The sequence below is a fragment of the Polaromonas sp. YR568 genome, from assembly GCF_943371715.1.
In the GTDB taxonomy this organism is placed as follows: Bacteria; Pseudomonadota; Gammaproteobacteria; order Burkholderiales; family Burkholderiaceae_C; genus Polaromonas.
In genome coordinates this window covers 116,040-138,435 of the sequence record NZ_CALRVW010000001.1, presented here as the reverse complement: position 1 = coordinate 138,435, position 22,396 = coordinate 116,040, and the positions used below count along the sequence as shown (strand labels likewise).

The window sequence follows — 22,396 nt, the reverse complement described above, 5'->3', positions numbered from 1 at the left end:
ACAAGAGCCCTCGATAGGGCTGGTATTTTCGACGCGGAATTTTCTTCGGGGGTGCGGGCTGCCTGGTCAGAGCGGCTTGTTCACCTCACTCACTACAGGCTCAGTCATGCGCAGCAACTCCGTTTTGTTTACCTGGGAGATCGGACAGGGCTTCGGGCATGTAATGCCGCTATTGCCCATAGCCCGGGAGCTGAAGGCTCAGGGCCATCGGGTCGTTTTTGCTTTAAGGGATGTCCGGGGAGCCGGGGCTCTACTCAAGAACGAAGGTTTCACCGTTCTACAGGCACCCGCGCATCCCGATCAGTTTTTTCCGGCACATGGCCCCCAGCCGCAAACAATGGCCGATATCCTGCAGGTTTTCGGCTTCACGTCGAAGCAAAGCCTTTTGGGTTTGGTTGCCGCCTGGGAAGGGTTATTCGATCTCTGCAAACCGGACTTGGTGATTGCCTCCTATGCGCCCTTGTCTTTGCTCTGCGCCAGGCGCGCGGCGATCCCGACCATCCTGATGGCATTGCCCTTTGAGCTGCCAGCTGCAGTGCATCCCTGCCCACCCCTGCGCTCTGGAGGCGCCACGCCCAGCGGGCGGGTAGACGATCGAATCATTCAAACCATCAACGCGGTTTTTTCTGCAGGGTTCATAGCCAGCGTGCACGAGATATTTAGCGCCACCAAGGTATTTTTGATGAGCTTCCCTGAACTCGACGCGTTTGCACCTCGCGGCCCTGTGGAGTACTGCGGCAATCTTTTTGTCACCGATGTCGGGCGCGCGCCCGTTTGGCCTGAAGGAGGCAATTCGCAAAAGGTCTTCGCCTATCTCAATGCATCTCTTCCCGATCTGGCTGGCCTGCGGGAAAAGATACACGCATCACTCCATTCTTACTGCATTGTTCTTCGCGACGCCGACGAGTCACTGCTTCACGCGTGGAAGGCACCTAACGTATCCGTCGTGTCCGAGGCTGTCTGCCTGGATCAGGCATTCAAGGACTGCGATGCTGTATTGAGTTACGGGGGTGCTGGATTTATAAGCGCCAGCTTGCTTGCGGGAAAACCCCTCGTCTTCTATGTGCGCAATCTGGAGCCCTACCTCAGTGCGCAGCAGGTCGCCAAATTGGGGGCAGGCGTTCTTCCCGTACCTCAAAGCCCGTCAGGTGTGCTGGCTGGCCTGAATAAAGTGTTGAATGACAGAAGCTTTACCGAAGCCGCTCGGTTGTTTGCATGCAAACATAAGAATCACCATCCTCAAGAACTTGCTTGCAAAATCGCTGCAGCCGCGTTGCAGATAACCAAGTCATGAACTAATAATTTAGTGTTGCATTGCTCGCGGGCATGCTTTCACAAGCGGGTTCTTCTTGATCGTTTACCCTTGTTTTGGTATGGACCCCTGTCATTTCTGACAGGGGTCAGAGTGTTGATTTTTTCTTTCGTCGGTAAATTGCGTCGCATCAAAGTGTTTCAAATGTATATTCGCGCAAGCCAAAGAGCTGCAGCCGAAAAACAGAATACGGGCAGGGAGGAAGATGCAGGACATTCCGTCGAAGGAGGGGAGAGGAACGCTGTCCGTCCAGGATTTGATGTGGGCGCTCGGCAGTCTTTGCCAGTTGTACCGCATTCCCTTTTCCGCAGACCTGCTGCAGCAGCAATTTCCGCCACCCTACGACAAGACCACGCTGCTGGCCGCGGCCAAGGCCCTCGACTTCAAGATCGGTGAAAAAACCGTCACCGCGCGCGAGCTGACGACCCTGCCCTTGCCTTGCCTGGCATTCATCAAGTATCTGGCACCAGAGTCAGCGTCACAGCCGCTCACAGCGGAGGCTCCGCAAGACGTTCATGTTCCGCAATTAAAACCCGCGCTGCTGGCCAGGCTGGAGGAAGGCCAGCTGATGTACTTCGAAGTGGGCGACCAGGCGCCGCGCACGGTGGCGGTCGCCGAGTTCGACTCACATTTCGAGCCGGAAGTCATGCTCTTTGTTCGCTCTGCTGCACAAGCCGCGGACGATGACATGGCAGAGGCCAAGCCCAAGTTCGGCTTCAGGTGGTTCGTTCCCGAGTTGATCAAGCACAAACGCATCTGGCGCGACGTGCTGGGCGCTTCGCTGGCCATTCAGCTGGTGGCGCTCGCCACCCCGTTGTTCACCCAGGTGGTTATCGACAAGGTGGTCGTGAACCAGACCCAGAGCACCCTGTGGGTGGTCGGTATTGCCCTGGTCATGTTCATGATCTTTTCTTCCACCATGACCTGGATGCGCCAGTATCTGGTGCTGCACACCGGCAACCGCGTGGATGCCGTGCTCGGGCAAACCGTGTTCCGCCATCTGTTTCGCCTGCCCATGCCTTACTTCGAGCAGCGCCAGACCGGGATTCTGGTGGCCAGGCTGCACGGCGTGGAGCAAATCCGCGAGTTCGTCTCCGGCGCCGCCGTCACGCTGCTGCTCGATTGCCCTTTTTTGTTGATCTTTCTTGCGGTCATGTTTTGGTACAGCTGGCAACTGAGCCTCATCGCGCTGACCATCATGCTGCTCATTGTCGGACTGAGCTTGGTAGTCACCCCCATCTTCCGCGTCAAGCTCAACAAGCAATTTCTGCTGGGGGCAAAAAACCAGGCCTTCGTGACCGAGTACCTCTCCGGCATGGCCACCGTCAAGTCGCTGCAGATGGAGCCGGTGCTGGAACAACGCTACGGCGACCAGATCGCCGAATACCTGGCCGCCGGTTTTGAGACCAAACAACTTTCCAACACCTACAACACTTTCGCCAACGCGCTGGAGCAAACCATGACGCTGGCCATCCTGGTAATGGGCGCCTTGCTGGTCATCGACAGCGCCAACAACGCGGCCACTGGAACCACCACATTCTCCATCGGCATGCTGGTGGCTTTCCAGATGTTTGCCAGCCGCATGAGCCAGCCCATGTTGCGCCTGGTGGGGCTGTGGCAGCAGTTTCAGCAGGCCAACATCGCCGTCAAGCGCCTGGGCGATGTGATGGACATGCCCACGGAACCCTATGCGTTGATTCCCAAGCGCGCCGGGAACAAAGACGAGCTGGGCGGACACATCGACTTTCAGGCCGTGTCTTTCCGCTACTCCGAGCAGCACCCGTGGCTGTACCGCCACCTCAACCTCATCATCAAGCCTGGCCACCTGACGGTGCTAATGGGCCCCAGTGGCTGCGGCAAAAGCACGCTGGCCAAGCTGCTGCTTGGCTTTTACCCACCCAGTGATGGCCGCATCGTGATCGACGGGCAAGACTTGCGTTACCTTTCAGCCAATGAGTTACGTACCAACTTCGGCGTGGTGCCGCAAGAGACAACGCTGTTCTCCGGCACCGTTTACGAAAACCTGCAAATGGCCAATTCCCAGGCCAGCTTCGAGCAGATTGCGCAGGCCTGCAAGATGGCGGAGATTCACGACGTTATTGAAGGCTTGCCGCAGGGCTACCAGACACCGCTGGGTGAACATGGTGTCGGTTTGTCGGGAGGACAGCGACAGCGCATTGCCATTGCACGGGCCTTGCTAAAAAAGCCCAAGGTGCTGATCTTCGACGAAGCCACCAGTAACCTTGATAGCCAAACGTCAGAGCAATTTGCCAAGACGATTAACCAACTCAAAGGCACGGTGACTATGCTGTTTATTGCGCACATCCTTCCGCGCGGATTGCAGGTGGACGAGGTGATTCAGTTTGGGCCGCGAGTGAAGGCTAAATATGGCTCATCGGTTGCCTCAGATCCGTCACAGCCCAAGCAGATGGCAGTGATAGAGGATGATAAGTCGACCATGATTTAAGAGAAGCGAAGTCGCCGTCCACGCGCCAATGATTGCGACTGCTTGCACCGTCAAGGCGAGGCCACTCCGAACCCGCCGTGGGAATGATGAGTGGTTCGAAGTTTCAGATACCTAGGAAGAAATGCATTTATGAAGCTGAAAAATTTGCGGTCTATATCCAAGTCAGCTGGTTTAGCGTTGGCTCTCGTATTTGGAGTCAGCATCACTTCGGTCGCAGCAATGTTTGGATTCGGTGGCGATAGGTGGAGCGAAGAAGTTTTGCTCCATGACGGGCGGAAGATGATTGTCGAGCGCTCACAGAGTTACGGCGGTCGCGGAGAAGTGGGACAGCCAGCTCCTATCAAAGAACACTCAATCAGCTTTGCGCTACCTGGTTCTCGCAAACCCTTCAAGTGGACCAGTGAATATAGCGACGATATTGGGCGTACTAATTTCAATCTTCTGGCCGTGCATGTAAAGGAAGAAACGCCTTATCTCGTCGCTTCTCCAAATCTTTGCTTGTCATACAACAAATGGGGGCGACCTAATCCTCCATATGTCTTTTTCAAACATGACGGTTCTGCGTGGCAACGCATATCGCTCGAACAGTTTCCATCAGAATTTAAAACTATCAATGTCGCTCAAACATTGAATTCATTTGATATCGCTCAAATGATCAAACGGAGCCCGGTGTCGGCATCAGAAATATTGGAGCGGAACAGGCGGCTCCGGCAACCGGAGTACCGCAGTATTCTGCGAGAGGCACTTCCAAGCGCAGGCGGTGACGGATGTAGCGTGATGATTCCTAATGGCAAGGGTGGCTGGCTTGGCATCGATTGGTTCAGAGATCAACCGAATTCCGATGCTTGTTTAAAAGTCTGCACTCAAAAAGGACTTGGTCCTGAATTTTGTCCGTGCAAAAACTTATTTGAAAAGAAGTAATCATGACAACGAAACTCGAATATGCATTGATGGCCGGCGGCGCGTATCAATCTACTCGCAACTCCATAAACTGGTTTCCTACACCGGAGGGATGGACATCATCGCGGCACGAAACGCAGGAAAGTGGCTTTGAAGCTATTGTCTTCAAGCGAGGCTCCGAGATCGTAGTTTCTTACGCGGGAACTTTTACACCAAGCGGTGCCGATCATCAAGCAAACTCTGGTCTCGCGGGAGGTCTCGGGTCGGCCCAACTCGTGGAAGCTGTTGAATACTACTTGCAAATAAAGGCCGCTAATCCCTCAGCTATTATCACCCTCACTGGTCATTCACTTGGCGGCGGTCTCGCTTCCCTAGTCGCTGTATTCTTTGGTGTGGAGGCGAAGACCTTTGATCAAGCACCGTTCGCAAAATCGGCGGCAACGGGAAGGTTCGGGGTCGCCAGCCCGGTTGGCGCTGATCTTTTGCAGATATTGACCGATAAAGGTTACCTTTCTGAGCAACTGTGGCCGCTGCAGAACTACTTGCTATCGCAGCCCAGAACTGGGGGGATACCAAACTCTAACCTTGTGACTGACATCAATGTGCAGGGCGAGTTCCTCTCTACTTCAATTCGAACTCCCTTCTTCGATCGTATCGGGACTTCTGACGAGGAAATCAAAAACAGCGCGACTGGGGTCTCAGGTTTTAGTTTGCACTCTCAAGCTCTATTAACGGCGTATTTGCAAAGCCGCGAGGGTGCTATAGGCCTCACCTTGGAAGCTGCCACTTTCAAGTTTCCTAACCTGCTAAAGATCATTTTTGATTCAAACTTGTATTCTCTGGCAACTGACAAGCCGGAGCCAAATTTGCTCGAGCACTTGGTGCGACATCAGGCGGGTGGAATTGATGGTATAGCTCCGGGGGGTGACGCCATGCTCACCAATTTCACCAAAGATCTTCAAAAGTTGGGCACAAACATAGCTGGCTTGAACAAACAAGCACAAGACGCCATCATCGCCCAAGGCATCGAGTGGTACTACTGGCAGACAAGAGACTACGGGGGGCAAAACTTCTTTATCGGCGGCGTTAGCGCACCATCCGGCTTGTTGCAGTACACCACCGCCAAGGGCGAAGAGCTGGACGGCGCGCAAAGTAAAGCTAACGTATATGTCGATAGGTGGTTGAGCAACTTTCTTGCGCGTGAAGCGGTGCTCAATAGCGCTCCGCCCGCCGAGCGCATCAAAGCCGACGATTATGCGCAGTGGAGCGTAGCGGCGAGTGCTGTGGGTGATGGGGCAGCAAATGACTCGAATGAACGACAGATACTTATTGGGAGTGAAGGTGCCGACAAGTTCACTGGAGGTGACCAAGCCGACGCTCTGTGGGGCGGAATTGGTAACGATGAACTCATCGGTGGCAACGATGACGATTTGTTATATGGCGGCAGCGATGACGACACTCTGAGCGGCGACGAAGGCGACGACACCCTTGAAGGTGGTGCTGGTAAGGATAGTCTTAAAGGGGGTACTGGAAAAGATACATACGTCGTCGGAAATGGCGTTGACACGATTGAAGACGATGAGGCTGGTCTTGGGAGCGTGGAAACTGCCCAGGGAACCGTTTTTGGTGGCGGCAAACAAACCGGTAGTAAAACCTGGGAATCAGGCGGCGTCAAATACATTCAACAGGGCAACGATCTTGTAATTGTGAACGGCGGCAATGCTGCAAATCGAACCATCATTCAAGATTTTGATTTTGAAATGGGGAAAGCTGGTGGCCACCTCGGCATCAGGCTTACCGAGGATGAAAAAAAGAAAGAAAAGGACCTCGAAAAATTTAACGTTCCCGACGAAGTTTCCAAGAAGGTGCGTCAAGGCCTCAACTGGTCCCGTCCCAGCGATCCTTTGATTTTGGACCTTGACGAGGACGGCGTGGAACTCACTGCATCCAGCAGCGCAATCCTGTTTGATCACAATGACGACGGCGTGAAAAACGGCACCCAGTGGGCCCAAGGTGATGACGGAATTCTTGTACGAGACATTAACGGCGACGGCGTCATTAACAGTGGCCGAGAACTTTTTGGTGACCAAACCCGGTTGCCTAATGGCCAACTCGCTGCCAATGGGTTTCAAGCCCTGTCTGCGTTAGACAAGGATGTCCATGGTTTAGGCGATGCCGTTATCGACGCAAACGACACGGCCTTTGCCGAGCTGAAAGTCTGGCGCGACCATAACCAGGACGGTGTTTCGCAGACCAATGAGCTGCAAAGTCTGAGCGATGCAGGTATCTCCAGCATCAGTTTGGATGCCAACGCCCAAGGTGCCAGTACCTTCACCAGAACAGCGTCATCTGGCGACGCAACGACTGGCCTGATCAGAAACATAAATCTCAGTGCCGATCCCTTTTACAGAGAGTTCACTGAGAACCCTGCGATCACGGCGGCCGCTGAAGCCTTGCCTCAAATCCGGGGCTCAGGTTTGGTACGCGATTTGCAGGAGGCCATGAGCTTGGGAACCGCGCAATCCCAAGCCCTGGAACAAATCATTCGTACATTCAAGGTTGCCGCGAATGCCCAAGAGCGTCAATCACTGCCGAGTGTCGTGGTGGACGCCTGGGCCGATACAAGTGCAATGGGAAATGCGATTGGACGAAACCCCATTCCAGCGATTGCTGCCTACTGGTATGTCAGCAGCCCGGGCCAAGCCATCCGCATCTTTGCGGCGCAGCAACCGGCGCTGTATCGGCAGCTCAGCACGCTGGAGAACTTTAACGGCCAGCTCATCGTCGAGCGTTACGTTCGACCCGTTAACTCCTATTACTTCAACTCTGCCTCGGGTAACTATCAATATTACACCTACTACACAGTTGCTATTGAAGGCGAACGCTTACCCTTCTTTCAGGCCGCCTATGACAGCCTAAAGGCAAGCGTTTATAGGAATCTGTATCTGCAAACTACAGCGGCGGATTACCTGGATCAGATAGAACACATCGTTGACGACCACGGCGTGCGTTTAGATTTCAGCGCTGTCAATGAAATCTTCGCCCAAAAAACGGCGGCAGATCCTGCGCAAGCAACGGTGGAGCTTGCGGAGTTCTTGCATTTCACCCAGGACAGTATTTCCGAAAGCCGCTGGGACGGTGCCGTCCGGCTGGCGGACCTGTTGGAAACGGTCAGCTTTACAGCTGAACAAGCGAAAGCCATCGGCTATCTGCAGCTCAAATTCACTGGTGATGTTGGTGGTCTATTCACCGGTGGCAACGAGTCCGACATCATGGTCGGCGGAGTAGGAAACGACACTCTGGCAGGCTACGCAGGCGCGGATATCCTGCTTGGGGGAGCGGGCAACGACACCTTGCTGGGCGGCCAAGGTAACGACCAGCTTGTGGGTGGCCGAGGGAATGACACCATGGACGGCCAATGGGGCAACGACACCTATTTCTGGGGTCGCGGCGATGGCAATGACAGTATCTATGACGTCTATGCCGATGCTGGCGGGAAAAACGCGGTGGTCTTGCGCGGGCTTAACCCGCAAGACATTCAGATCAACTTGCTGGCCACGGATGACTACAAGGCAGTACGCATCACTATTACTGACACCGGTGAAGCGCTGGTGTTAAAGACCACGGACATAGGCGACTACTACTATTGGGGTGGAAGTACTGCTCCTGTCGCCTTAATATTCGCGGATGGCACGCAATGGAGCATGAGCGATATGGTGCGCAGTACGTTGCCGATGCCGACGGATGGCAACGACACGCTGATTGGCTCAAACCTCGACGACTTGCCGATAAGTTTGAGTGGCGGGGCGGGCGATGACCTCATCATCGGACGTGGCGGCTCCGATGTCATCGAAGGCGGAGCTGGCAACGACACGATATGGAGCCACGCGTACCGGATCACTCCTGGCGGAACTGGCAGCGGCAACCACGCCACTTTGGAGTTTAGAGAAAGCTACAACAACAGCGACACTTATATCTTTGGTCGTGGTGATGGGCAGGATACGGTCGTGGACTATGACAATGGGAATATTGATCATGATGTTTTGCGTTTCAAGCAGGGCATATCCTCAACTGATCTCGTACTGGCGCAGCGTGGACGTGACCTGGTGGTTTCGATCAAAGAAACGACGGATCAAATCACATTCAAGAAGTTCTTCTCGGGCTGGGCGCCGGGACAAAAATCAGCCGAGAGTATTGAAGCGTTTGAGTTCTTCGATGGCACTGTCTGGAATTTGGCTCAAATCAGTGCTGCGGCTTGGCTGGGGACCGATCAGTCCGACGTGTTTGCGGGAGGCATTGGAGCTGACCATCTCGGTGGTGGCGAGGGAAACGACCAGCTGTACGGCAGTTACGGTAACGATCTGCTAGAGGGCGGTGCCGGTGACGACAGCTTAATAGGGGGCGAGGGAGACGACATTCTCGACGGGGGTGCAGGAAATGACTTTCTGTCGGCAGATGGAGGCAGCGACATCATCCGTTTTGGCATAGGAGATGGCCAGGATGTACTAGCTGCCGACCGGGGGGACTTGTATCAGCAGTATCGCAACAGTTACCTCGGTATTCCAAATCAGTCTACCGGTAACAATATTCTGGAATTGAAAGCCGGCGTCGGGCCCGGAGACCTCAAGCTTGCACGGTTGGGCAGCGATTTGGTTGTCAGCATCAGAGGCACAACAGACACGCTAACGATCAGATATTTCGTGGACCGGCTCACTGCCAATGCGCCACAGGCCAGCCAATTCAATCTGACGGAAATACGTTTCGCTGATGGAACCTCCTGGGGACCAGCCGAAATCCTGGCCCAAACATTGCGCGGCGACAGCACGGCGGAGAAATTCGTCGGACTGGTGGGTGAAAAAACCTTCGACGGTGCAGGCGGCAACGATACATTTACCGACATAGGTGGCCCGTCCACTTACCTGTTTGGTCGGGGCGACGGTAATGACATGGTTCGCACGGACGTGTCTTCCGGTGTCATTACTTTGCGATTCAAGGAAGGTGTGTCAGCCCAGGATGTGCAGGTTCGACGCGTTGGAGATGCTGCGGTTTTCACCATCCTTGACACCGGCGACTCAGTTACTTTCGAACGGGTTTTTGCTGCGAACTGGGGCGGGGGCGGCATTCTGGGATTTACCGCCGTGGAATTTAATGACGGCACCGCTTGGAGTCCTGCGGAGATTAACGTACGCGCCATCGTCGGTACCTCCGGTGACGACAACATAAGTGACGTCATGCAGTCCGAGATCACCACTCTGAGCGGTGGAGCCGGCAACGACATTCTGACCGGAACTCGAGGGACAACCATCTACACCTTCAACCGCGGAGACGGGCAAGACACCCTTATTGAGGATTGGGGGAACAGTGAAAGTTACGACGGCATTCGTTTCGGGGCGGATATTGTTGCCAGTGATCTGCTTGTGTCTATCAGGGGTGTCGATTTGGTCATCCGTATTGCTGGAACAGAAGATCAGATAACCCTCAAGGCGAACCGTGGCGCGACGATGGAGTTTTTCGAGGTCGGTGGCGTCACTCTTTCGCATGCCGATATTCTGAGCTTGGTTGAAAGCGACAGCGGGGAAGCACTGTTGGGCTCCTCTGCCGATGACGTTCTCATTGGAACGGGCAAATCTAGCATCATTACCGGGTACCAAGGAAACGACACGCTAGTCGGAGGCGGTGGCAATGACACGCTTGATGGCGGCGACGGAAATGACATCCTGGAAGGCGGTGCCGGCCGGGATACCCAAAAAGGAGGGGGCGGAACCAACATCTACCGTTTCGAGCGAGGAGATGCGCTTGATACGATTGAGCTGACCTCCGGCGCCTCCAGCATGCTGGAAATAGGGACCGGTATCTCGCTGTCCGACATCACCGTGCAAGTTGGCTACGGATATGACTCGAACCTAGGCGGTGAGTATGCCGACAGAATGGTGATTGGGTTAGGTGGTAACGATGCTTTAGTGATTCAGGCACCGACCGGCGTTGCACTGGATGCAAATTTTTCCGACACGTTCAGTCTCAGGTTGGCAGACGGCACCATCGTGAGCTATGCCGAGATCGTTTCCATCCAGGACTCCGGCGTTCTGGGCAACCAGTACCATTTTGGTCCGGACCACACCGTTCGCGGTAGCCAAGGGGATGATTTCATATATACCGACGGATCCAAGGTCTTTGTTGATGGGCGCGGGAACAATGACAGTTTGTATGCAGGCGGCGCTGGAAGCCTGGCGTCCGGCGGGTCGGGCGATGACTCACTCGCCGCCACTTATGGCGACGTAGTGCTTGCTGGCGAGTCGGGAAATGATTTACTTCGTAGCGACCCAGGAGCCAGCACTACCTACGCGTTTAATGCCGGTGACGGCAAGGATCGAATAGAACGGGGAGACGCCGAGCGAGGCGTTCTTAGCTTGGGCCTTGGCATCACCGCTGCCGACGTGCACCTATGGATCGACAGCTCCAGCGGGGATCTCGTATTCAGCATGGATGGATCCGGAGACGACGAGGTGCGGGCGGCGTGGTATCAGTCTGACCTGACAGCACCGTCATACGAGCGGGCACTGCGTTTCGTACAAATCATCGATTCGAACGGCGTCGTACAGCAATACGATCTTGCGCAGATGCTGGAGGCGGTCGATTTTAGTCCGAATGCCATTGGCGGGAGTTCGGCCGCAACCGGCACATCCTTGCAGGCAGCTTCAGCATTTCTGGTGACGACTCCGAACCCGGTATTCGGGGGAGCTGCTGCAATTGCGTATGCACAAACCGGTGATCTCCGGGGCGTCTATACCATTGCAGCCAATGCCGATCTCGACGGAGACAACCTTCTCTTTGGAACTGCGGGGGCCGATGAGCTGAATGCCGGGGCCGGAAATGATGTGGTTGTCGCCGACGACGGTGACGACCTTGTCTGGGGCGGCGAAGGCGACGACATGATGTATGGCGGCGCCGGCCGAGATTTCTTAGACGGCGGAATGGGAAATGACAAAGCGTACGGTGGCGAGGGCGACGACGTCTACGTCTATACCCGCGGTGATGGACTTTTGTACATCGAAGACTTGTCAACCCCTGCGGGCGGTGATGGCGGCTACGGCGGATATGGGGGATATGGCGGTTATGGGGGGTATGGCGGTGGTGGAGGCGGAAACTTCACTTTCGAGAACGAACTGAGATTTGGCGTGGGTATCACCGTCGCAGATCTGAGCTTTTCCCGCTTGGGCGACAACCTGGTCCTCACCATTGCTGGTTCTGAGGGCGACGTCATTACGCTGGCGGGATTCGATGCCGACCGTCCCAATGGCAATCTGTCGATCGCGCGGTTTGTGTTCCAGGATGGCATGTCCGTCGAGCTCGATGATCTCCTGGCCTCAGGAGAGAGCGTCCTCGTCAGCACGGAAACCGAAGACGGAGTAATCCAGGGAACCAGTATTAACGACGAACTGCGCGGCGGCGCGCAAGCTGACGCACTGTATGGTGGCGCCGGCAATGACACGCTGATTGGCGGACGCGGTGCCGATGCCTATGTCATCGACGATGACGGCGAGGGCCATGACATCATCATCGATGATGACATGGACGCCAACATCATCGTTTTTGACGGCAGTGTCACGTCCGATGAAATCAGCTTCACAGTTGAAGGCGGCGTCAGCACGATCTGGTATCGCAACTCGTCAATAGTGTTGAGTGGATGGGACGGTTTGGATGCCGCAGAGTCGCCCGTCAGTCAAATTCTGTTCTCCGACGGCAGCGTGATGTCCATGGAGCAGTTGTTTAACCTTCCAAGAACCATTCGCGGCACGCCAGGCGACGATGTATTGGCTGGAACCACCGGCGACGACGAGATTGAAGGCCTGGAAGGCAATGACCTGATGCAAGGTGGCGGTGGCGCCGATATCTACTACCTTGATACCAACTCCGGCCAGGACGTCATCACTGATCTGTCCACTCTTGGACAAGAAAACACCATTGTTTTCACGGATATTGAGGACCCGGATGGTTTAAGGCTAACACTCAATGCGGAAGGTCATCTGGTGATCTTGCTGGACAGCGGAAACTCGGTGACCTTGACCAATTTCAATCGTCTGACACTGCTTGGTGAGCGCACGATTGAGTTCTTCGAGTTTGGCTCTTCTGGAACTGTACTAACCTACGACGAGTTGATGGAACGCGGTTTCGTGATTGATGGAACGGAGTCCGGCGACCTGCTGCGCGGTACCGCATTGCACGATCTGGTGAATGCGGGTGCGGGCGACGACACGATGGAAAGAAGTACCGGTGGCGATGTTCTCCAGGGCGGAACAGGCAACGACAGCTACGAGTACAACATCGGCGATGGACTGGTCACCATCAACGACCTGGCTGATGCGACAGGCAGCAATGTGTTGCGCTTCGGTGCGGACATCACCCCGGAAAGCATCGAACGGAAACTGCGTTTTATCGTAGATCCAAGCGATGCAACATTGAATCGCTTCCTCCTCGTTTTTGATGAGAACAACCAGATCAGCATTTCGGGCTTCGATCCCCAGAATCCAGCCGAAAGTGCGCATGGCATTGAGCACTTCGAGTTTGCCAATGGCAGAGTCTTGAGCTGGAACGAGTTGCTCGACAAAGTTTTTGTGGTCGAAGGCGACAGCGATGCCAACAATCTGGAAGGCACTGCGCGAAGTGATCGACTCTATGGCTATGAAGGTGTCGATTACCTTTATGGAGATGCAGGAGACGACGTCATCACAGGCGGAACTGGCGACGATGACCTGGAAGGTGGCCAAGGATCGGATAACTACGTCTTTAACCTGGGCGACGGACAGGACGCGCTATATGACGAGGACTCCGGAAACACGATCTCCTTTGGCGAAGGTATCACTGCGGACAGCATTTCCGTGGTTCGTGAGGCCAACGGCTTCACGGTCACTTACGGAGCCTTGGGCGACTCCATCTTCGTTGAAGGCTTTGATGCGCTTTCGCGGCCGATTGCCAACTTCGAGCTGGCTGACGGCACAATTCTGCGCTTCAACGACTTCATCAACCAGGCGCCAGTTGTCGCCAATCCGCTGGATGGCCAAGCCGGCCGTGTTGGGGATGCGTTGACGTTTGTGCTGGATGCAGACGCGTTCTCGGACCCCGATGGTGATTCGCTGGAGTGGGCCGCTCAGCTCAGTGGTGACCAGCCGCTGCCTGCGTGGCTGGAATTCAACCCCGCGACGCGAACGTTCAGCGGTACTCCGCCGACAGGTGCGCATGGAACGTACCAAATACAGATTTATGCCCGCGATCCAAGCGGCGTGGCCATCAGTCAGGTGTTCTCGCTTGAAGTTGCGAATGCCAATGCAACACCGGAGCTGGTCAATGACGCCGCGATCGCTGGTGAAGATGGCCCTCCGACAATCACGGGCAACGTATTGGCTAACGACCAGGACGCTGATACCTCAGACACGCTGCAAGTCCTGTCTGCCGGTGTGTTTCAGGGGATGTGGGGGAATCTCACGTTGTCCGCCGACGGAAGCTACACGTACACGCTGAACAATGCCAATGCGGAAGTCCAGAGCTTGAGGGCTGGTCAGCAGGTTGTGGATTCCTTTACATATACAGCGACGGATGGAACCGTTAATGTTTCTGCCCAACTGCTGGTGACCGTGAATGGTTCCAACGATGCGCCCACGCTGGGTGCTACCGTTGCGGATCAGATGGCCGCGGAAGATGCGGTCTTCACCTTTGCCGTCCCATCTGGCAGCTTTGCTGATATTGATACGGGCGATACGTTGACCTATACCTCGGTGCTTGCTGGCGGCAATCCGCTGCCGTCCTGGTTGAACTTTGACGCTGCGTCAGGCGTTTTCTCAGGCACGCCGACCAATGCAGATGTTGGCAGCCTGGTTGTCGTCCTGACAGCGACTGATGCCAGCGGCGCCAGCGTGAGCGAGACATTCAATGTCGCAGTTGCAAACGTCAATGATGTTCCTGTCGTGACGCTGGTGATCGACAGCCAGGTTGCAGCGCAAGACCAGTCCTTCAGCTTTACCTTGCCTGCTGGCACATTCATAGATATCGATGTAGGCGATGCCCTGGTGCTGTCTGCCACGCTGGCTAACGGAGACCCGCTGCCAAGCTGGCTCAACTTCGACCCCGCGACCGGTACCTTCAGCGGAATCCCGGCGAACGGGGATGTCGGTGCATTGAATGTCAGGGTGGCCGCAAGTGACACAGCAGGTGCCTCGGCATCCAGCGTGTTCACATTGGCGGTTTCCAATGTGAACGACGCACCGGTGCTGGTTCAGCCTCTGGCCGATACGGTTGCCACAGAAGATGCGGCCTTCAGTTACACGCTGCCTGCCAATGCGTTTTCCGACATGGATACGGCTGACCACCTGACCTATGCCGCAACGCTGGCGAACGGAGACGCGCTACCGACCTGGCTGAGTTTCAATGCCGCCACCGGTACTTTCTCCGGCACGCCGGCGAATGCCGATGTCGGCCATGTGGATGTGCGTGTGACGGCGACGGACGCCTCAGGCGCTCAGGCGGCAGATGTGTTCAGCATCGCGATCACGAACACCAACGACGCACCGGTGGTGGCGCAGGCCATTGCCAACGGCGTAGCGCTGGAAGACCAGGCCTTCTCGTTCACGATACCTGCAACGGCTTTTGCCGATGCGGATGTGGGCGATACCTTGGCCTATGCCGCGCAGCTTGTGAACGGCAATCCCTTGTCTTCCTGGCTTGCCTTCGATCCGGCGACCGGCACTTTCAGCGGCACGCCTGGCAATGCTGACGTGGGCATCATCAGAGTTCTGGTGACGGCAACGGACAGCTCAGGCGCGAGCGCATCCGACGTGTTCGACCTGGACGTTAGCAACACCAACGACACGCCTGTCGCCGGCAATGACCTGGGCGACGCTGCCGAGGATGGTGGAACGGTCACCCTGACCGCGGCCGTTCTGCTCGCCAACGACGCCGACGTGGACGCTGGAGACAGCAAGCGCATTTCTGCGGTTGCCGCGACTTCAGCCGCAGGGGCCACGGTGACGCTGGTCAACGGCAATATCGTCTACAAACCAGGCAGCCTCTTCCAGAGCCTGGCCCAAGGCGCAACGACAACCGACACCTTCAGCTACACCGTGTCCGACGACGCGGGGGCAACCAGCACGGCGACCGTGACCATGACGATCACTGGCACCAACGATGCACCGGTGCTGGCGCTGCAAACAGCAGCCCAGACGGCTACACAAGGCGCCGCGTTCACCCTGGTCTTGCCGGCGGGTTCCTTCAGCGACGTGGATGCCAGCGACGGCCTGAGCTGGTCAGCCAGCCTGGCCAACGGCAATCCATTGCCGTCATGGCTGGTCTTCAATGCGGCCACGCGGACCTTCTCGGGTACCCCGGGCAGCAACGACGTGGGCGCGTTCACCCTGCGGGTGACGGCAACCGACCCGGTCGGCGCCAGCGCGACCGCGAGTTTTGCCCTGACCGTGCAAAGCGGCAGCACGCAAGGCCAGACTTTCATCGGCACCAGTGGCAACGACACCATGAACGGAACGCCCTACGAAGACATCCTGGATGGCCGGGCGGGCAACGACATCCTCAACGGTGGCGCAGGCAAGGACATCATGACCGGCGGCACTGGCTCTGACAAACTGTCGGGTGAGGCAGGCGACGATACCCTGGGCTTCAGCGTCGACGCCATATGGACCGGCAGCCACCGCGCGGTCAATGTTGGCAGTCCCGGCAACGCCGGCAGCGGAGAGACAGTTTCCTTGTCCGGCAAAAACCGCAGCCATGACATCTTCAACGGCGGCGCCGGCTATGACGCCCTGGTGGGGACCAATGGCCACGATGCACTGTTTCTTGATGACAGCTACAGCCCACCGGATGATTACGTCGGGCCCCGCATCCAGCAGTTCGAGCTGATCAGCATGGACGGCGGCAACGACGTCGTCGATCTGACCAGCCGGCGCTATGCCTACGGCGATGTCACTATTGACGGCGGCACAGGGAACGACGTTTTGTGGGCGTCTTCCGGTAACGACCAATTGCTGGGCGCCGACGGAAACGACCAGCTCGACGGCGGCGCTGGAAACGACATCCTCGGAGGTGGTGCTGGTAACGACGCGCTAGACGGTGGAAATGGTAATGACGTGCTTGATGGCGGCACGGGCAACGACGACTTGGCCGGTGGACTGGGCAACGATATTTACCTGCACAGCCTCGATGGCGGAGCCAATGTGATCTCCGAAAAGGGTGGGCAGGACGTGATCCGCTTTACGGCCGGGATCTATTCCAATGCGGTGAGCGTGACGCGTCACCACAACGACCTGGTCCTGAAGGTGGCGGGTCAGAACGGCCGCGTCACGGTGGAAAACTGGTTTGGTTCCAGCGCGGACCGCGTCGAGCGGGTGGAGTTTGCGGACGGCACGGTTTGGAATGAGAAAGCCTTGCGGGAACTTGCGGACGGGGATTCTGGCGGTGGTTGGGGCGGTGGTTGTGGTTCCGGACAAAACTCCAATGGCAGCAACCATGGCCGTGACGACGACCACTCCTCCTACGACCGGGGGGAAGCGCGTGACAAGAAGAAGGATGACCAGTCGGACAGCCTGGCAAACGCCATCAACCAGATCAACGAACGGCTGGCGGCCGCACCTCGCCACGACTTCGGCTCACTCGCGGCCTACCTGTCCCAGCAGGGCGGCGGCAGCACGGGACCGCTCACGGCCGCGCAGATTGCGCGGCAATGGAACACCGTCAAAGGCTCACTTCAGCGTCTGGGCCAGGACGACGACGGCGACAGGCAGGGTGTGCAGGGCGGGAGTTTCGGCAGCGGAGATGCCTTGGTACAGGGTGCCATGCACTGGGGGTTTGCCGGTTCCGTCGGACAGTCGGGCGCAGCGGGCGGCATGTCATCGCTCAATGGGCTGTCTGAAGGTTTCAAGAAGTTGAGCTGAGATGAACAACGCTGAATCTGCGCCGCAAGGTGAGCGGCAAAGCCCGGACGCCGGCAGTCTTTCCAAAGGTGGAGCTGCCATGGCCGCCGTTCAGAAGAGCGTTGAACGCCTGGGAGACCGTATTCAGGCCGATCCGCGGGATTTTCAACCGGCCTTGATGCGTCTGCAGGACTCGCCGCCCAGTCCACTGGGGCGGCGGGTGTTGTGGGCGGCGCTGATTTTTCTGACAGCGCTGCTGATCTGGGCGATCTTTGGCCGGCTCGACATCGTGGCTGTCGCTGAGGGCAAGCTGGTGCCCGATACCTACCTGAAAATAGTGCAACCCACCGATGCGGGCGTGGTCAAGGAAATCCTGGTCAAGGAAAACCAGTCCGTTGAAGCCGGGCAGGTGCTGATTCGCATGGACACGGCGCTTTCGGAGTCGGACCTCAAAGCTCTCACTGCCGACTATCACAACAAACGCATTGCGTTGCGTCGCATCGATGCCCAGCTAGCCGGCACACCATTTCTCCCACGCGCCGATGAACCTTCTGCACTGTTTGCGCAGGTTCTCGCCCAATACACAGCCAACCGCCAGGCCTATGAAAATGCACTTGCCCAAGAGCGGACCACCCTGGAAAAGGCCCGACACGACCTGACGGCAACGCAGGAGGTGCGCAAGAAGCTGGTACAGACCCTGCCACATTACAGGCAGCAAGCCGCAGCTTATGAAAAGCTGCTCGGCGAAGGTTTTGCCGGCAAGCTGATGCATACCGACAAACAGCGCGAACTGATCGAGAAGGAGCAGGATTTGCTTGCCCAGGAAGCGGTGATTGCTTCTGCGCAAGGCACCATCCTGCAGGAGCAGAAAAAGATCGAACAGATCACCGCCGACTATCGGCGTCAGCTACAAACCGAACGAGTCGACATCGCATCCCAGCTGGAAAAAGCCAGCCAGGAAATGGCCAAGCAGGAGCACCGCAACACTTACCTGGAGTTGAAGGCGCCGCAAGATGGCGTGGTCAAAGACCTGGCGACGCACACCGTGGGTACCGTCACCAGCCCGGGCACTATTTTGATGACACTGGTACCGATTGATGAGAACCTGCGCGCCGAGGTATGGGTCAAGAACGATGACATCGGGTTTATTCACCCGACCCAGAGCGTCAAGGTAAAGGTTGCTGCTTTCACCTTCCAGAAATACGGCATGGTGCAAGGCCAGGTGGCCCAAGTGAGTGCCGATGCCAGTGAGCAAGGGGCGGCAGATGGCCAACAAGGTCAGGCTAAAGCAAGAGCTGACCGATTCACCTACAAGACGATGATTGACCTCAAAGCCCAGATGCTGGAGACCGATGGCGCGAAGCACCGCCTGACGCCGGGCATGCAGGTTTCAGCCGAGATTCATCTGGGCACGCGCAGTGTGCTTGAGTATTTGCTATCGCCTGTGACCAAGGCTTTCCGCGAAGCAGCCCGCGAGCGGTAGTCCGCGTGAGGCCCTGAGCTGAGGAAGCCCACTCAGCGTAAGCATCACGCTGTCTGAAGTAAGGATTTCCGGTGCGCCAGGTTCAATTCACTTTTTCTTGCGGGATGCAGCTGACCTACAAGCTCAACAGCACCAGAACTGCGGCGTTGTGGTGCGAGAAGCTTGCAAAAATGCATCGTCGCTACTTGCTGCGCACAGATGTGAACCACCGCCATGGTTTTGCCACCAAGCCGGAGATTCAGGCCGCAGTGGCCAGGCTCAAGAAGAGCGCAACTTTTTTGGGATTCCCGTTGGAACCCTTGACCAAGCAGAACTGGCAGGGAGAATTAAACAGGCTGCACATCAACTTTCCTGAGTTCTTCAAGGGTAAGTTCGATCGTGAGAGGTTCCAGGCAGCCCATGAGACAAATTTGCTGATTCATTGGCTGGAGTACGAACTGGCTAATCTGCTGGTCGGCAAAGACCAGTACATCTTCAATCTGGACTTCAACCATTTTCCTCCGGCATATAACCTGAAGACGAAGATACCCGAGGAGGAATTGGGTAATTTTGATGCTGCGTTGGCGTTCGGGAATTTGCATCTTCACTACGTTCACATCGGCCGCCATTTTCTGGAGATGGTTGACGCCAATGACATGGACTGTGTCCCCCACCATTTCATAGCTCAACATGACTTCAACGCGACTTGCGGCTTGGTGTTCTCAGAGCCGTGCGACCCGGTTCGCTTAGAGGCCCCCATGAGGGATTACTACGACCGGCTAGGTGCGAAGGAATTTTTCGGTTTTGAGTATGAAGATCCGAAGCTGGCTAAGGGCTTTTTCAAGATCGGAGAACTTGTAGACCTGCCTGAATACTCTACTTTTGCACAGCGTCAGGCATTACGAGACCAACTCAAGAGGTCGCGGATTTCTGCTTGGCAGCATTTATAGCGGCTCGACTATGAATTGCGGATACGCGTGATGAACGAGCGAATATCCGGGGGCAAGGAGCTGCATATGCCGACCAGTTTGGCAAACACAAAGCCAGTTGACGTGCACGGCGATTCCATATTGCGAGGAGGCACCTCCAAATTGCGGAGAGCCAACCCGCCCTTTGTGCAAATCGAGATCACCACCAAGTGCAACTTTAAGTGCTTCTACTGCGCAGGGCGCCATATGAAGCAGGAGAACATGCCTTGGGAACGATTCGTAAAGGTTCTTGAAAAGCTTGACGCCTTGCCCCACACCGTGTCACTTCAGGGTGAGGGAGAGCCCACGGCGCACCCGGAGTTCTGGCCCATGGTCGACCGGCTGATTGCCTTGGGACATCAGCCTTACATCATTACCAATGCCAGCCTAATCGACGTTCGCCAGGCTGCCCTGAAATTTCAATCAATCGGAGTCTCTGTGGACACGCTGGATGAAACGGAGGCACATCGAATCGGTCGATATAAGTTGCACAACGTGCTGCGACGGGTGCATGAGCTGATCGCAGCCATGGGTGCCTCAAGAATCATTGTGCACACGGTTTCGTATGGACAGGACATTGAGCCCGTGAAAAGGTTTGTGAGATCTCTTGGTGCCAAGCATCTCATCCAGCCCATTCAGACGAAGCCGGACTACGCGAAAAACTACGCAAATGAAGCGACAGTAACGTTCTGGCGCCACAAGAATCACTGCCGTTATCTTGAGTTGCCTTTGATGCGTTACTTCGATGTCACCGGGAGGGAATCGCCTTGCTGCTATATCAAGGATATGAGTGTGTTTGATACTGCGGAACGCTTAAAGACCGAGTTGGCCAGCGGCAAGGTGCCCAATGCCTGCGTTGGCTGCAGGGAGATAGCGAGTCCGTTGTAGACCGTCTCCTCGACGCCTGTCTGAACCAGGAGCGTAGCGCTGTGGCCGCGTTTTTATTGGGACCCCCTTTCAAGGGACCTCCGGTAAGTGCAGCCCTTGATTTTTCGCTGGAGTTCTCAATGATGAGTCTGCCGACTACCGCACCAGCAACGAATTGATCAGCAGCAAATCTTCCGGCGTCAGCGTGCCATTGGCCTGGCGCAGCTTGAGGCCGCCGATCAGCACGTTGTAGCGCGCCTGTGCCAGGTCACGTTTGGTCTGAAACAGCTGGCTTTGCGCATTGAGCACATCGATGTTGATGCGCACGCCGACCTGGTAGCCCAGCTTGTTGGCGTCCAGCGCGCTCTGGCTGGACGCTTCGGCGGCTTCCAGCGCCTTGACCTGGCCCTGGCCCGACAACACGCCGAAGTAGGCGGTTCGCGTGCCCAGGGCGACGCCGCGTTTGGCGCCTTCCAGGTCGGAGCGCGCCTTTTCTTCGAGTGACAGCGTTTCGCGGATGCGGTTTTGCGTGGCGAAGCCGGCAAACAGCGGCAGGTTCAGCGCCAGGCCGACGGTGGTGCTGTTGGTGCGGTAGTCCAGCGGCCCGGCCGTGGTGGCGCTGCCCTGGGGGTTGCGCTGCACGCCGTAGCTGGCGGTCAGGTCCAGCGTGGGTTTGTGGCCGGCTTCGGCCTTGTCGATCTCGAGTTTGGCGACTTCCAGGTTGGCCTGGGCCTGGCGCACCGTCGGGTGCATGTCCTCGGACTGCCGGACCCAGGTGTTCACGTCGGCGGGCACCAGCGGCGGCAGCTCAACAGGCACCAGCAGGCCTTTGGGCTGCGCGTCGGTTCTGCCGACCAGTTGGTCGAGTGCGATTTTCTTGACGCGCAAGTCGTTTTCAGCGGCAATTTCCTGGGCGGTCACCAGGTCGAAACGCGCCTGCGCCTCGCGCGAGTCGGTGATGGTGGAGGTGCCGACCTCGAAGTTGCGTTTGGCCGAAGCCAGCTGTTCACCCACCGCGGCTTTTTGGGCCCGGACAAAAGCCAGCGTGTCCTGCGCGGCCAGCACATCAAAGTAGGCCTGGCTGGTGCGCACGATCAGGTCCTGTTCAGCCACTTCCAGCTGGGCCCTGGACAGCACCACCTGCTGCTTGCCCTGTTCGTAGGTCGCCCAGTTGCCGGGCCGGTACAGCGGCTGGGAGGCGTTCAGCGAGGCCGTCTGCGTCGGGAAGCTGCGGTCAACGACCGGGTTGTTGTTTTCAAAGTTGGTGCGCGACGCCCCCAGCGACAGTCCGGCAGTTGGCAAAATCCCCGCCTTGGCCTGTTCGGCCTTGGCCAGGTTGGCCTCGTACAGCGAACGTGCCGACTGGTAGGACGCGTCGTACTCGCGCGCCGAACGGTACAGCTCCACCAGGTTCTGCGCCTGGACGGCTGGCGCAAAAGACGCCAACACGGCACTTAACGCAAGAGACAGGGGCAGCAGGGCCGGTTTTTTCAAGAGCGTTTTCATGGG

8 protein-coding genes are annotated in these 22,396 nt (G+C 56.8%); 7 read left to right on the top strand and 1 reads right to left on the bottom strand.

Annotation, left to right across the window (positions count from 1 at the left end; translation table 11 throughout):
• Positions 1-106 precede the first annotated feature (106 nt).
• From AAG813_RS00605 to AAG813_RS00575, 7 genes are all read left to right on the top strand, one after another.
• Complete coding sequence (locus AAG813_RS00605; protein WP_341910731.1) at positions 107-1,294, top strand: nucleotide disphospho-sugar-binding domain-containing protein; 1,188 nt, start codon at positions 107-109, stop codon at positions 1,292-1,294.
• A 223-nt stretch (positions 1,295-1,517) separates the two neighbouring features.
• Positions 1,518-3,779 (top strand): peptidase domain-containing ABC transporter, encoded by a 2,262-nt coding sequence (locus AAG813_RS00600; protein ID WP_341910729.1) that lies wholly within the window; start codon positions 1,518-1,520, stop codon positions 3,777-3,779.
• Positions 3,780-3,908: 129 nt separating this feature from the next.
• Positions 3,909-4,700, top strand: a complete 792-nt coding sequence (locus AAG813_RS00595; protein ID WP_341910726.1) for a hypothetical protein — start codon at positions 3,909-3,911, stop codon at positions 4,698-4,700.
• 2 nt (positions 4,701-4,702) lie between these two features.
• Positions 4,703-17,611, top strand: coding sequence for a putative Ig domain-containing protein (locus tag AAG813_RS00590; RefSeq protein WP_341910724.1), 12,909 nt, complete (start codon positions 4,703-4,705; stop codon positions 17,609-17,611).
• 1 nt (position 17,612) lies between these two features.
• Positions 17,613-19,073, top strand: a complete 1,461-nt coding sequence (locus AAG813_RS00585; RefSeq protein WP_341910722.1) for an HlyD family type I secretion periplasmic adaptor subunit — start codon at positions 17,613-17,615, stop codon at positions 19,071-19,073.
• Between the two features lie 71 nt (positions 19,074-19,144).
• The gene (locus tag AAG813_RS00580) at positions 19,145-20,002 is read left to right on the top strand and encodes a hypothetical protein (RefSeq protein ID WP_341910720.1); all 858 of its coding nucleotides are present in this window, start codon (positions 19,145-19,147) and stop codon (positions 20,000-20,002) included.
• Positions 20,003-20,032: 30 nt separating this feature from the next.
• The gene (locus AAG813_RS00575) at positions 20,033-20,908 is read left to right on the top strand and encodes a radical SAM protein (protein WP_341910718.1); all 876 of its coding nucleotides are present in this window, start codon (positions 20,033-20,035) and stop codon (positions 20,906-20,908) included.
• A gap of 135 nt (positions 20,909-21,043) precedes the next feature.
• Here the strand turns inward: AAG813_RS00575 and AAG813_RS00570 are convergent, their stop codons facing one another.
• Positions 21,044-22,393 (bottom strand): TolC family outer membrane protein, encoded by a 1,350-nt coding sequence (locus AAG813_RS00570; protein WP_341910715.1) that lies wholly within the window; start codon positions 22,391-22,393, stop codon positions 21,044-21,046.
• Positions 22,394-22,396: the final 3 nt, after the last annotated feature.

Bases quoted from the DNA above. Each gene is read 5' to 3' on its own strand.
- AAG813_RS00605 (WP_341910731.1), top strand. From the start codon at position 107: ATGCGCAGCAACTCCGTTTTGTTTACCTGGGAGATCGGACAGGGCTTC.
- AAG813_RS00600 (WP_341910729.1), top strand. From the start codon at position 1,518: ATGCAGGACATTCCGTCGAAGGAGGGGAGAGGAACGCTGTCCGTCCAG.
- AAG813_RS00595 (WP_341910726.1), top strand. From the start codon at position 3,909: ATGAAGCTGAAAAATTTGCGGTCTATATCCAAGTCAGCTGGTTTAGCG.
- AAG813_RS00590 (WP_341910724.1), top strand. From the start codon at position 4,703: ATGACAACGAAACTCGAATATGCATTGATGGCCGGCGGCGCGTATCAA.
- AAG813_RS00585 (WP_341910722.1), top strand. From the start codon at position 17,613: ATGAACAACGCTGAATCTGCGCCGCAAGGTGAGCGGCAAAGCCCGGAC.
- AAG813_RS00575 (WP_341910718.1), top strand. From the start codon at position 20,033: ATGAACGAGCGAATATCCGGGGGCAAGGAGCTGCATATGCCGACCAGT.
- AAG813_RS00570 (WP_341910715.1), bottom strand. From the start codon at position 22,393: ATGAAAACGCTCTTGAAAAAACCGGCCCTGCTGCCCCTGTCTCTTGCG.